Below are 15,195 nucleotides of genomic sequence, written 5' to 3' on the forward strand. Positions count from 1 at the left end.
AAACCTAATATGCAGTCTTGGGTGGACGAATGACTTGCCAACCAGTCAGGAAAATGATCCGGAAATCCAGAGCCAGCGACCAGTTGGTCACATAATACAGATCCCAGTACACCCGACGGTGGAGCTTTTCCGGATCAGTAATCTCGCCCCGATAACCACGCACCTGAGCGAGTCCGGTAATACCCGGTTTGACCAGTGACCGAATCCGGTAGGATCGGGCTACTTGGCTGAACTCGTCATCGTGCTTGGGCAGATGCGGACGCGGCCCCACGATGCTCATATCCCCCTTGAGTACATTAATGAACTGGGGGAACTCATCCAGGCTGGTTTTCCTCAAAAAGGCTCCGAAGGGATAGATGCGGCTGTCACCCCTGGTCGCCTGCTTGTTGATATCGTGCTCGATCGCATACATCGATCGAAATTTCAGCATGTTGAAACTCATCCGGTTCTGCCCGCCACGCGGATTGACGAAAAACAGCGAACCCGGAGCCTGCTTACGTTGCATGAGGCGGACCCAGATGCAGAGTGGAGGCACGACGAACAGAACGATGGGTAGAGAAATCGCGATATCCACCAGACGTTTCAGCAGGCGGTTGAGCGGATCTTCCAATGGCTCGTGCTGTAAGGCCAGAAAATGGTGCCCCCCCTCTTCCAAAGGAATAAACGTGCGGGCGAACTTGGCGCCATAGTTGTTGTGGATCAGAAATCGGCATCCCTCCGATTCGCACAGCCCGATCATCCGCTCCACCACTAAGGGATCATCGATCCACTCCAGCAGGATTACCTGCCCTACTCGTCGCTCCCGGAGAACCTGGGCCAGCTTTTCGGTCGTACCTAAGTAAGGTGCCACCGCCCGCTCTATCCGGCTAGGCGGGGTATCGGACAACAGCCCCACCGGTATCATACCCAGATGCCCACGATTGGTAATCCAGGAGTCCAAAGCCTCCAGATTGCCCGTGCGCCCAACAAACAACGTTGGCATCTTGGCCGAATCCGGAAACAGGATATCGGCCAGCATGCGCGGCAACCGGGAGTGCAACACGGTCAATATCCCCGTCAGTAACACCAGATAAGAGCCCAGAAACAGACGGCTGACCGTCCGGTCCTTGGCCATGAACATGAAGGTAAAAATGAATGCCGCGACAACAACGGCCTGCCGGAGCGCCAGAACAAAGGCGTTCCAGTATTCGAGCTGGTGAAGGTGAGTGGCCCGATCATGAATCAGCCGGGAACTCGTCACCATCCCCAGGAAGACCGCCACCACATAAGGCAGCAACTCTACTTCCTCCAGGTTTACATAGGTAAGCGATGGCAGGATTTCCCGATACAAAGGCAAGAATCCGGTCGCGATAAGGGTGACCAGAAAGGTATGAATATTGGCGAGGCCTCGCTGGCGATAAACGATCATATATGAGGGAAAGCTAAAACGCTGAAAACTGAAATCTGAAATTCCCGAGCGGCTTTTCGCATCATTCCAGCCCGGACTCTTTGCAATCCTTCCACCAATCCCGAATGGCATCCTCCAGGGAATATTTCAGCGTGTAGCCATCCTCTTGCAGTTTTTTTCCGCTGATGTTGGTAGAGATCATCAACTTTCGAACCCGATCAGGATGGAACCCATCTCCTAGCAAACCATGCACCGAACCAAGAGCGGTTGCGACACCGCGCAGGACAATCCCCGGGACAACCCGCTTTGGAGTCCTTACCCCTGTAACCGTGCTCATCACAGTGCAGATATCCTTAATCGTAGGGGCAGGCTCATAAGTCAGGTTATAGACAAATACGCCTGACTCAGGCCGTTCAGACATCTCCGCCAAAAGCGCGGCCACATCCTTGACATAGATACTCGCTTTGATCGTATCCGTGCGCCCCGGGTAAGCGAAGCGCTTGCGACGCAACGCCCAATAAAGCCGTGTGACATTACCCTTCTCTCCATGGCCAAACACTACCCCCGGTCGCACGATCACCAAACGACGCTCGCTTGGCTTCTCCGCCTGCCATCTGCGGTGGATATGCTCGGCTACCAACTTGGAGATACCATACGCCGTATTAGGTGTCGGCAGCGTCTCCTCGGTTTTTAGTTCCTCAGAAGCTCCGTAAGGAGCGATCGAGCTCGTAAAAACGATTGTCCGCACTCCCGTTTTCCGGGCAAAGTCGCAAACATTTTCCGCTCCGTTAAGATTCGCATCAAAATAGTCACGGTTGGGATGTCCCGGCGTACGATGCACCGCTGCCAGATTAAAAAGAACAGGGGGGGAGGCCTCCAAGGTTTCGAAAGTCAACGTTCCCCGCACATCTGCGGTGACAAAACGCCGTTTTATCCCCTCTCGTCGATCGGACTCGGCTAAGTCAACGCTCGTCACCTGCTGCCCATCATTTAACAATCGGTCCGCCAAATGCCTCCCGATAAAACCCTCGCCGCCAAATACAATCGAATGTTTCATTTTAGATTAGATAAAATCAGACTTGGCTTCCAATTAACTATTTTGCTTGGAACCTTGAGCCACCAACTTCAAAAGTTCCGCTTCGTATTGTCCCAAAACATGATCACGGGAGTAACGGCCCGCCCATCCCAGAGCATTCGCTGAGTAAGTCCTCAAAATATCCGGATTAGCTCGCCAGTGCCGCAGTACTGATCGCAACCTCTCTACATTGCCAGGCGGCACGACATCGCCAAATTGTCCCCTCACCACCTCGCGGCCCAAGGGGCTATCTTTTTCGCAAACAGCCAGAACCGGGGTTCCCGCCGCCAATGCAGGCAATAATTTGCTGGGCAGAAAATTAGCTCCCACCCCCGGCATTTGCGTCACCAGACAGACCGAGGTAGTAAGTAATTTTGTGACGTAATCCGTCTCGGGCAAAACCTCTCCCAAAGTTACCCCTGGGGCGTCCTTCACCGCGTCTCGCATTCTCCCGAGTTCCGCCCCTCCGCCATGGATTTCCAGACTCCAGTTATCGCGGCCAAGCTGAAATACCTCCAGAAATTGGGGCAACCCCTGCTTTACGCCGAGGTTTCCACTATAGAGTAATATACCTTCCCGGCGAATAAGTGCTGACTGCCGTTGCCGGACAATCTCATTGGCAATGCTTTGGTGAATCCAATTGGAAATAAGGATCAGACGACGATCATCGCCAACAATCCCCTTTAACTTTTCTAGCATAGCATCGCTGATCGTGGAAAGTGTTGCTGCGGAACGAAAACTCCAACGCTCCAGCCAACGAAGCGGTATGCCAATTAAAGATAACTTGAGGATGCCCAGTTCAAGAGCCGCATCGACGACAAAATCCTGCACAACAATCATCCGGGAAATACTCCGAAACGGATAGATGAATCGCTGAGCCAGGCACTGGGAAAACATCGGGGATGCCGTTAAAATCACATCTGGTTTCCAACCGCGAAACCCATTCCGTATCAAAATCGACAAGAAGAAACTCAAATCGGAAAGCATGCGCCGGACTCCCGAGGCTCGATTCGGAACATACATTGAGATCCGCTTGAGTGGAATCCCCTTCCACTGCTCTTCACGTACTCCCACGCCACAATCCTCCCTCCTTAAACGCCAAGCTGGATAATACGAGAATGTGCACAAAACTCGAACGTCATGGCCGCGCTCGTGCAAGAATTGACTCAAGTCGGAAAATAATGCTGCACCAGCCAATTCATCCGGATGAAATAAATTTGTTATAATTTGTATTTTAGGCACTGCTTAGAAAACAGATATTAATTATTCTTCCACCGAGGTTTTAGTGGAACACATGGATTCCCCGAACAAATCGTTGCCCGCGGCATATTTCTCAAAACCACGCTGCCAGCCGTAACAATCGCTTCCTCAGCAATTGTTATATTGGGTGCAATAAACGTCTGAGCACCGATCCATGCTCCTCCTTCAACTGTAATCGGCCCATTACGATAGGGCATCGTATGGTCACGGAAATCGTGATTTCCACCACATAAAAACGCTCGTTGCGAGATACAAACATGCGGGCCAATGTAGATTTTTTCAAAATTCAAAATGTACACTTCTTCCCCAATCCAAGCAAAATCTCCTACTTCCAATTTCCAAGGCAAATGAATATTCACCTGTGGCTTCAAACAGATATTTTTCCCCATCTTTGCCCCAAATATTCTCAACAGTGCAACCTTTAAAGAGGACGGCCAAGGAAATACCGTTTTAAAAAAAAGCCACTTAATCAACTGCCACAATAAAAACGCTCCCACTCCTCGCCCCCGATTATAGCCTCTGGCCGAATCAAATAAATCATTTCGAATACATGTCATTTTATTTAAGCAATATTCCGACAGGCAATGCCTATTTCTCTTGCAACAGTATCCCACGTATAGACTCTCTCAACCAATTTTCGAGCTAATACTCCTCGATCCTTACGCTCCTGATCACTAGACGTAAGGAATAGCCGTAAACCTTCCTTAATCCCCTCAAGACTTACATCAACACACCAGCCTCCCCCATCTATTGCTAGACTAGGAAAATTACATGCCCTAGTAGCAATAACAGGAAGTCTACATGCCATTGCCTCAAGAATGGCGACAGAAAAACCCTCGCTGTAAGAAGGCAATACAAACCCCTCTGCTTCGGCGAGAATGCGTAGCTTACTTTCTCCACTTACTGACCCGATAAAAATAATTTCCTCAGACAAGCCAGTATCCTTCACCAGTTTTTTTAGTATCGCCTCATGTCCTAACTCATCTGGTCCAGCAATAACAATCTGCCAATCTTTCCTTAAAACTAATGGCGTCATTACCCAAGCCCTTATCAACATATCCAGTCCTTTCTTCGGATGGAGACGTCCCAAAAAGAGTAACGTTTTCTTTGTTCTCTGTGACCTTAAGCGATTCCGTAGGCCGGGAATCTCCTCAAATGTTGCAAGCTCTATGCCATTTGGGGCAACAATAATTGGTGCAGTAATCCCTTGCGCCCTTATTTGATCCGCCTCTTTGTCTGTTAGTGCACGCCAAAGGGATGCATATTTAAAATTATAGTTTTCGAATAACCAATGTGCAATTTTTTTTTTCCAATGAGACCGATGTAATATCCATGGTTCAAAAATTCCATGTACATGATAAACTAGCGGCTTAGATTGGCGCCTTGCCTCTCTCCCGAATATCCAATTAGGAGCGACATAAAATCCATGACCGTGAATAATTTCATAATTCTTTATTAAAGATGGAGAATCATGATATAATTCGTTCGAATAAAATGCCCTCATCGGGCCATTTCGCTGATAAATGGTATGGTCTAATTCTCTTAGTGTCCTTCCTTTTTGTGTCGTTACCAGATATGACTGTTCTTCAACATTCATCATACTGCTCAACTCAAAGGCCGCCCTTCCTAGCCCCCCCCCTTGTAATGGTTCAATAGATTGAACGAAATGTAGATGCTTCATTATAAAAATAACTATACACAAAGATCAATTTCCCTATCAACAGTGGAACATCTGATGGACTCCGAGAAACTTTCCACCATCTTCTCAATTGAATATTTCATTACAACATCATCTTGAATCTTGTCGCTCATGAGAGCCCATTCCATCCGGCGATGCCATGCATTGCGTAAACATTGAGCAAGCGATTTTTCATCTCCTTGAAAGAAAATAGTATTAAATTCATCACGACAAGCTTCAATTTCTGGAGAATGCGGCTCATCTTTAGCAATTAACATGGGTACCCCAAAGAAGAATGCCTGAGTTGCCGAAAGCCCTACATATCCAGGGGATACTGCTGCTATTGCATTATCATATAAATATTCCAAACGTTTAATATCTGCTATCTGTCCATGAAAGCTTACCCTTTCATATATTCCCATCTCCTTCGACAATTGTTCCAACTTCATACGTTCTGGACCTCCACCCACAAAATCTAAATGTAGAGCACTATTCTCCTTTATCAGCAATGCAAATCCTCTTAATAGAAGTTGAGGTTTTTTTTCCGACACCAGTCTCCCAACGTAAATAAAATGGCTACGATCTTTTATTTCCCTGCGTTTTACCATCGTTTCCGAATAAAGCGCATTTCGAGCAGGGAAAATAGGCCCACGTAAGATTTCCCTCAATTCGCCAACCTGCTGACATGTATAAACAATCTTTGCATCACATAACCGCCATAGCAATAAACGTATCTCCCTAGACATACTCCAACGGCCAGCACGTGCCCAAGCATGTCCCCATAATATCATTGGGCGCCTTAATATTGCACGACAAAGAACCAATAACCAAGTACTAATGCTTCTTGGATTAAGTTCCGCGATAACGGCATATCTATCTATATAAAGCCCATAGGGGAGATATTGCCACAAGAGACAACGCTTAAAAAGAAAGCGATTTGACACCAAAACATGCCAACTGCCGACTTCTGAAGCCGTCCTTATACTCGAATCATAATATGAATCCCCGGAATATACCTTACAGCACACTCCATTCTGGCAGAGCAATTCAAAAAATTCCACTCGATAATCAGGAACACAAGTTTGTAATACTCTTCCATCCATAACGCTACCCCTATTTCGATGCATTCGTCACCTTGCGTTGCTTAGTCGAAGCAAGAGGCATAGTGTATGCCTTTCTTTTACCGTATAATTGAGAAGATCTCTCCAATAAATTTAAAAAACCGGTCTTATAGAGAATCGCAAAAGCCATATAAAAAACCATCGCCAAATAAATAACTCGCATAAAAGTTCTTATCTGATATTGTTGCATCTGAAATAAGCTAAGGAACACTGAGGCTGCGATTACAAATGACGCGATATAGCCAAGGCTACCCATGCGAGCCAAACTTCTAGCAAGTCCTAACATAAGACTGTACAGCAGCGACATAAATATAACGGAAAAAAATAAGCCTATACCATATAACTCAGCTAATGTATTATAAGGAGTATATCGATTTATTCTAGGATTAAACATAACCCAGTTACGAGAAAACCCGTCGATTGCACTAATTGTTGGAGAAAAGGATAACCAAAGATATTGAGAAGGAACTCCATTTAGAATATTCTTCGACTCGCCCATCGACAAAACCTCAGCAACAATCGGAAAACCTAAGCTTAAATTACTTAAAACATTTGCGACAACAAAACTAAACTTTTTTTGACCAAAAACCTCATTAACAAGCACTAGATTTGCCTCAATATAAGCAGCACAACCAGTAAAATCTAGTGATCGTAATCGCAACGGAATTAACAAGAAATATCCCAGCGCAAAGGGTGCGATAATAATCCCAATGATCCGCCCTATCTTTTTTTGCCTAAATAACACCGCTACATATCCACACAGTAATATGATGGATAATCCTCTAGAAGCCATTACAATAAACGGAAGAACAGAAATGCATATGGCAATACCTGTAATGTATGGACGGGTGCCCAATGCTAAAGCGAAAGCCGCCGCAACACCTAGAAGTAACATTAAAAATGGCAAAAATTTTATGCCAGCTAATAAATAAGATAGTCCTCCCGGAGATGTCGCACCTTCAAACCTCCCCATTGGACTATACCAAAAGCGGTTCCATCCCAAGGCGGTAAAGAAAAAACATACGAAAAATATAATAGCACCTAAGATTCCATACTCAATAAACATATTTTTCCTTAAGAGCAACTTAAGAGATTGTAGAATATCTTTTCGATTGCTCTCAGTAATTGGACTATACAAATTAAGCAAGAAGGTAGTAAGTAAGGCAAAAGTCAACCAATGGATAAAATAAAATAAATTAGTTTTATTATATAACGTATAATCTAGTCCATATGCCCCGCCACCAATCCCTGAAAGTATCGGATATTCCAAGTCATTCCAAGAAGGAAGCAGCGACAGTTGCCATGCAACTGGAGTTCCAAGTATTATTAGAGTTATTGACAACGCAATCAAAAGGCCCGCACCTCCTGTCTTTTTTAGAAGAAGATTTCTAGAATAAAAAAGCCATCCTACACCTACTCCCAAGAAGAATAATGCCAAGAGAAGTGATATAAGTAGGTTCTTTTGATGAGCATCCATATAGAAGATTATTTTTTAGCAAACTTCAGATATCGCAAGACTATCCTTTTAAAATACCTCATCCCGGATAGCGGATCTGGCGCATCCTGCCTGAGGCCTTGATAATATTTCTCGATTTCTTCACTTCTGAAAAGCTTTTCCGGTTCAAGAAAGATATCCCGATATTGTCTAGCAATAATGGCCTTATTAACCCAATCAGGTTCATTTTCCTTAGGTGATGTATAAATAATCTGATAATCTCTGAATCGGTAAAAAAAATTTATCACCTTCGTTTTAGAAGAAAATCTTTCAGCCTTCAGTAATGACAACATCTTTTCTGGATTACGGCGCGCCTTCACATAAAAATCATATATTTGATGTATATCCGAAAATTGCCAGAATCGGAGAAAATGCTCACGTTTAGCAAGACATAAATGATCCGACAACCACTCTTTAGGTATGAAAGGATTAAAAGAGAAATATAGATGATCCGAGGCAAAATCAACATTATTAAACATTTGTGGATCAAGCAATGCGCAATCACTTCTTATCCTCAAGACATGAGTGTATTCATCTTGATTTGGGAGTGTTCCGAGAATATAACATAATTGGTTGATACCTAAAAACATACCCATTGTTGCAAAGATAGGAGAACCTGAGTTAGTGTGACTACCGAGTGAATCCTTATACGCATCTCCAGAATAAGGACGATGTAGAATGAGACAACGAACGTCCGGTTCTTCTAGAAGTTTATTTTCATCAAAAGAAAAACCCGTCCGTGCTTTAGGACCACTTTCATCAGTCCATAAATGTACGAAAAATTCCGGATTAAATTCAGAAGCGATACTTCTCATGCGCTGTATTACTAGCGGAGTAAATCGCTTCGGACCGGAGATGAAAATAGCAATTTTGATCGTTTTCACCATTTTTCAAATTCTATTTATTTCGCATTCGCAATCTCATAGAATGCGTGGAGAACTTATTCATATAATCTAATGCGTCTTGATTCAAAACAACATCACAATACGGCGATAAATGCTGCCAATTACTATTTCGGAGATCATCTGACTCTGACAGGGTTGCCAGATCGAAGGCGGAAGTAACCGAAGAATGAACTCCCGAGCCATCAAACCCTATATTATTAATTAAACTACATGATGGATAAATACACAAGGAAGCATCCCTTAAGTGTGTGATTATCCAGCTCAAACTCCAAATCTCAGCTTTCGGATCTAAGAAATATTCATCAGAACAATAATCTTTAACATCTTCTCCCACACTTTCTATTTTTGCAGCAAAAGAGGGCAATGCAGCCAATGCGTTTCCCAACGGAAGGATAAAGTCCTTCCATCTATCAGCCCAAGTAGCCCAACCCCATGGACAAAAACGAGTTAAAAATATATGACTTTGAAATATCTTATGATGTAGTACAGGAAGAAGATAACCGCAAATTGAACGAACACGCCTATCGGTCCCATATGCTTCAATCATATAGTTCATATAACTGATAAAGCCTCGCCGAGGAACACAATCATCCTCCAATACTATAACTGAATCATGATTATTAAGAACAGTCGAAACAGCATCAGTTAAGTTTCTAGCAAGCCCCATATTTTCTTTTCGAATAATGAGCTTAACATTGGCCCAATTCACTGCTTCCGCTAGACGTATAACATCTTTATTTCGAATATTTAATTTCTCATTTGATGTAACAGGATGATCAACAAAACAATAAAAGGAAGACACGCTTTCTTCCCGCAGAGCATTTAGTACTTTAGAAAAATGATCAGGACGATCGTATGCAATTAATAGAATTGCCGATTTTGTCTTCATAAACCAGATGGATAGGAAAAGTATTCAGCGTAATCATTATTTGGAACGGGAACCTGCCCAATCCCTATCAATGGCTCTACATATTCCACATAAGAATCGGTGACATCATAAGAGCCATATCGAATCCACCCTGGTGACATTTCTCTCCCATAGTCTTTGATTCCCGCCAACTCTATCATTCGAAATCCTATACCGTTTAATCCATTTTCATTTCTACAGATGCTGGCAAAAAATTGTCCATGCCCTTCAGCTATCATTCTTATTGCATAAGCACCAACGCCTGCGGCAGCCTCCAAATCAATTGTGGAAGTAAATCGCATTTCGCTTCGTTGGTCGAAACCGGGAATAAATGCTCTTGCCGATATATCATGATCCATGCATACATTCACAAGTAGTTGTGCACTGGTATTTCTACTCGATCCATACATAACTTGACCAGATGGATCATGTTTTTTCTCATAATCAAATACCTCATAACCTTCTGTCATTACAACTATGACCCGTTTTCGGGCTTCAACCATTTGTCTTATATGAGCCACAACCTCATCTGTAGGCCTCTGATCCTCGGGCAATAATATCATCAGTGGGAGCTTACGATCGGGATCAGCTAGACGCGCACAACCGGCAATAAAGCCAGTCTTCCTGCCAAAGGTCTGAGCGATTAAGACTGCATCGTGCGAATAAGAGCCCAGACCTTCCAAATTCATGACATGTGTCTTATGGCGCCAATAATTAGCACAACTAGGGAATCCTGGTGTAAAATAGACATCATCAAATTTCTTATCACCAAAATCATTATCAACGGTTTTCGGTAATGCTGCGACAACTACAGATTTCTGTAAATGCTGATGGACAGCAAGTGTCTGTTTTATTGTTCCGCTTCCACCTATATTCAGGAAGAAGCTGACATTCAACCGTTTAAATAGTTTATCAAGATAGGCGTATTCATTTTCACCAAGAATCTTTACTCTAGTTGTACCGATAAACCCTGATGCAGGGGTACGGTAGAGCTTGCGGAGTTCTGCTATGTTAAGGCTAGAGATATCAACATAATTGTCACTCAACGCGCCTAATATTCCAGGAAAGCCAGCATAAATCCTAGAGTGGGGAAAATATTTACGTATATTATTCAAAACACCAACCAAAGTCGCATTAATGACTTGAGTGGTACCACCTGACATTGTAATAAAAAAATTGCTCATATTAAAAAACGGAATACACAGGAGTCGTAAGTAAGTTGCTGTTAAACATTAAGCGACGCTTGAAGAGGGAGATTCCAGATAAATTACCCAAGTCAAATTTTGCTAACACACTTGTTGGATAAATACTAATGCCGTCTTTGATTAGAAAGTTATATGCAGGACCTACATAATATTCTCCATTTACCGTTTCTTCTGACCGGAATAAGGCATCAAGCATATAAATCAACAAATCAACTGATGACACTCCGTAAACTCCAGCACTTGCAATATTTGAGATATTATTCTTTTCAACTACTCGAAGGATTTTCTTTTCTCGTACTTCAACATAACTTGCTTTATTGGAAAATTCAGCATATACGGGGAGAAAACCACTATCTTGCCCGCTATTAGGCCCTAATTCAAAATGAATATATTGATCGACATTTACGATAGTAACAGGCCCTGCTTGGCCTTTCAACATTTGAGCACCGAGATAAACAGATTTAGCTGGACCTTGAGGGGTTTGATCTACCTCAACTACGTCAAAGTGCGCATACAGCCCACAGCGTTGTAGCGAATTACAAATTTTTTCCCTAACGGAAAACTCCTCTTGAAACGCCTTCGTCGTAACAAACACAAACCTGCTCTCCTCATCTATATAAACGCTTAAGGAGAGCAAGAGCCACTCTAGTATTGTAAAACCATTTACTCTAATAAAGGGCTTGAACATTCCAAGCTCACTTGTTCGTGTACCTTTTCCGGCCATCGGGATTATCCAGTTCATAATTATATTATATTACGGTTACCATGTTATCAATTATACATCATTAACAACAAAATCATATCCTAGTTGGTGCTTCGGATGTAGGCCATAAGATCTTCAATTTATCTTTTATAGCTAAAATGATACCTTTTCTTTCATCATGAGAAAGTCCCACAAAAAGACTACATAAACCTACTGAAATAACGCATAGAACGCATACTAGCAGAAAACGTTCCCATGTTGGTTCTAAAAAATATTCTGCCAGATAAGGGAAAATTGGAGCAATTAAAGTGACTAAACCAGATCGAATTAGTACATTTCTTAAGAATTTATGAATTGCTAATCCTGAACACCTATGAACTAGAAAGAGCCTTAGAATAAGGCATATAATTCCTAAGGATATAGCAATTAGAACTGTGGCCTCAGGTGGAGCCCCTAATTTAAGAATATAATAAGAGAGGGGAAGATTCAGCCAAATCGTGACTCCGACAACAACTTGATACAAAGCGACACGACCGGAGGCCTGTGCGACTGTCAATAATGGATAGGAAAATGTTTCTATCAATATTCTAACTATCATTAGTTGAGCGAATAAAATTGTATGTGCTGGAATGACACCTAGCCATGTTTTCAAAACAAATTCCATTTCAAAAATAGCCGGCAACCCAATGAACAAAATCAACAAATAACCTAAACGCGAGGCACGCATTGCCAGTATATGGACTTGCTCAATATCATGGGCTGCATAGTATTTGATTATTTGTGGATTTACAGCCGTCATGAAATTTTGTCCAAAACTGGCGATGGCTGTTGATAACTGGAGCGCCACTCCGCGAGCTGCATTAACAGCTGGTCCAAAAAAATTATTCAGCAATAGATTGACCAATACGTTACTAAATAATCCAGCGACTGCTCCAAAAAGATTCCAACTTGAAAAAGAAAGAATCTCTTGAAAAAGCTTTGGATCCCAATAAAATGAAAATTTAGATTCAGGATAGTTATAATGGCATATGATATAGTAGCCCAAGAATAGAGCAATAGCCAATAAACACCAAAATGCTCCATAAAGAACTAGATGATCAAGATTGGAAGTGATAAAAATTAGTAGATAGGCAATCCCTAGCTTAGCAATGCTTTCCCCCATACATATCCAAGCAAAAGCCTTCATGTTCTCATGAGCGAGTACCAATGCCTGATATGGAACAAGCGCCATATTCGACAGAAAAGCGATAACTGAAAAATGAAAAAACCACAATGCAGCACCCATTCGCTCCACTGGAACAACAACTTTATGATTAACAAGCCATAATCCAACTGTCTCCGCTAATATTAATAAAATAATCAGAAGACCTATGTAGATTAACTGGGTAAGATTAAATATTTGTTTAAGTTTTTTCTGATTACCTTGTCCTAATTCAAAGTTAAAAAACCGAGAGGATGCCAACGACATTGTTCCCGAAAGGAATGAGAACATGGTTACAACGCCTCCGATGACATTAACTAACCCGTAATCAATTACACCTAATGCTTGTAATATTTTACGAGTTGTAATAAACCCAATTATTATTGTAAGACCTAATCGAACGTAGAGGAGGGATGCGTTTTTTATAATACGCTTATTATTATTTATGGCAGATGTCATGATTGCCTCAAGCCAACTTCCCGATATATCAAACAGCGTCAATACTTCCTGATTCCTGCTCGCAATAACATGTTCTTGATTATTTTTTTCAACCTATAACGAACAGGACCAGACCGCCATGTTCCATCGCAATGATGAATCCCATAAGTAATTCCATTATTCAACAATTGATCTCGTGTCCTTTTTGAATAAGGTATTTGAGGATGAAACATATTTCGTTCCGGCATATATATACTCCACATATCCCACTGTTGCCGTGATACTTCATCTTTTAGTTTTGTTATAAAAGCTGGTCCTGTAGATGCCTCTATATCTACAGATCTTTCGTATGGTTGATTTTTTTCAATAGTCCTCACTAAATAAAGCCAGAATGGATGCTTAGGCCGGGAAGCAAATATGCAGTTACCAATCCCATCATACTCATCGCCCGATCTTATATTCCTATTATAAGGCAGGATACATTCATAGTCCCATAGATCAAATGGCCGTATCATTTCATAATCCATATCCATGTATATTCCACCAAAAACATACATATATAGATAGCGAATGACATCAGCACGCATTATAGGATAAGGAAGAGCTTGATAAAAGCTAAGCATCTCAGGAAATTGCGTTCTGATCAATATCAAATTATCCTCATCTGTCCACAGCCTATACTCGCAATCAGGATGTAATGATTTGCATTTCATTTGATACTCCTTCCACAGAAGAGGGATATTCACGTCTTTAGCCGTATGATGTATTATCTTGGGAATCATTTATGAATAGTGTCATTCCTAAACCATTGTCACTTACATGTAGTTACATAGAGAATCCATTACCATTTACGATCGCTCCCACCAAATCCAAGCATGCTTCAACGGGAGGTAATGAAAGATCTTCCGTAATATTTTGGTTGGAAGAAATTCTTATGAAAAATTGCTCCCCCGGGGGTTCAATTATTATATTATAAAACTGAGCCATACGTTTTCTGGCTCGCTGCACTACTCCTAACTCAGCTTCCGAAATACTATTGTTTATTCTAATTTTCGATCCAACGGCATGCCAATAAAGAACCGACAATGTATGGCCCGATACATTAAAATTACGAACATTCGGTATAGATAACACTCCATATTTTGTCCTAATATCTTCCAACGGAGGCCGCTTTTCCATTTTCCAGCCATTGACTACCCAGCATACATCGGGTGTATGTGCATCTACCTGATTAATAGGAACCTTTGAAGGAAGCCAATATGCGGCATATATACTAATCTCCAAGTTCTGCTTACGATATATGCGAAATATCGCAGAATCATAACTCAAAACCTTTTCGACGGTCTTAAGCATTTCCGGAGAATCTGCTACTGGACGATCTTCGATAACCCATCCCGGAATTTCTTTAGGCAACAACGTTTCAAGATCAGGAATTGACAAGTCTTTCCTTTTCCTTGCTTGGCCCCAATATTGTAGCCCTATTCCACTAACCAGAACTACAACAAGAGAAACAAATATTACTTTCTTCAGCATATTCGAACCTTATATTATATAATTAACAATAAAACAACACTATTAGTATACTTTCAAAATCAAAAGTGTCCAAATATCGTTATTGTTTCCCCATACCTAGACTTGGAAACCGAGTTTTCCAAGTCTCCGATATCGAGAATATTGCGGCCGTCGAACAGAAAGGCGGGTTTTTGCATGCCGGCATGGATTTTCCCGAAATCGAGCGTCCTGAACTCGCCTTATTCGTAGCCACAAGCCGATAAACATGAAGAGCATGCCAAGACATTCCAGAGGCTAGTGATTAGTCG

The 15,195-nt window shown here is 42.2% G+C and carries 7 protein-coding genes; 2 read left to right on the plus strand and 5 right to left on the minus strand.

What is annotated here, in order from left to right; translation table 11 throughout:
• Window positions 1-4: 4 nt before the first annotated feature.
• From OPIT5_05055 to OPIT5_05075, 5 genes are all read right to left on the minus strand, one after another.
• A complete protein-coding gene (locus OPIT5_05055) occupies window positions 5-1,408 on the minus strand; it encodes a capsular polysaccharide biosynthesis protein (GenBank protein ID AHF89692.1) in 1,404 nt (467 codons plus the stop codon).
• Between the two features lie 61 nt (window positions 1,409-1,469).
• Window positions 1,470-2,444, minus strand: coding sequence for an oxidoreductase (locus OPIT5_05060; GenBank protein ID AHF89693.1), 975 nt, complete (start codon window positions 2,442-2,444; stop codon window positions 1,470-1,472).
• 33 nt (window positions 2,445-2,477) lie between these two features.
• Window positions 2,478-3,449, minus strand: a complete 972-nt coding sequence (locus OPIT5_05065) for a glycosyl transferase family 1 (GenBank protein AHF89694.1) — start codon at window positions 3,447-3,449, stop codon at window positions 2,478-2,480.
• Between the two features lie 2,081 nt (window positions 3,450-5,530).
• Window positions 5,531-5,662 (minus strand): hypothetical protein, encoded by a 132-nt coding sequence (locus tag OPIT5_05070; GenBank protein AHF94094.1) that lies wholly within the window; start codon window positions 5,660-5,662, stop codon window positions 5,531-5,533.
• 851 nt (window positions 5,663-6,513) lie between these two features.
• Window positions 6,514-6,828: a hypothetical protein gene (locus OPIT5_05075; protein ID AHF94095.1), complete on the minus strand. Its 315-nt coding sequence runs from the start codon at window positions 6,826-6,828 to the stop codon at window positions 6,514-6,516.
• A gap of 3,428 nt (window positions 6,829-10,256) precedes the next feature.
• Here OPIT5_05075 and OPIT5_05085 point away from each other — a divergent pair.
• On the plus strand, window positions 10,257-10,385 hold the full coding sequence (locus OPIT5_05085) for a hypothetical protein (protein ID AHF94096.1): 129 nt from the start codon (window positions 10,257-10,259) through the stop codon (window positions 10,383-10,385).
• Between the two features lie 1,030 nt (window positions 10,386-11,415).
• Complete coding sequence (locus OPIT5_05090) at window positions 11,416-11,565, plus strand: hypothetical protein (GenBank protein ID AHF94097.1); 150 nt, start codon at window positions 11,416-11,418, stop codon at window positions 11,563-11,565.
• Window positions 11,566-15,195 lie beyond the last annotated feature (3,630 nt).

The organism is Opitutaceae bacterium TAV5, from assembly GCA_000242935.3.
GTDB lineage: Bacteria > Verrucomicrobiota > Verrucomicrobiia > Opitutales > Opitutaceae > Geminisphaera.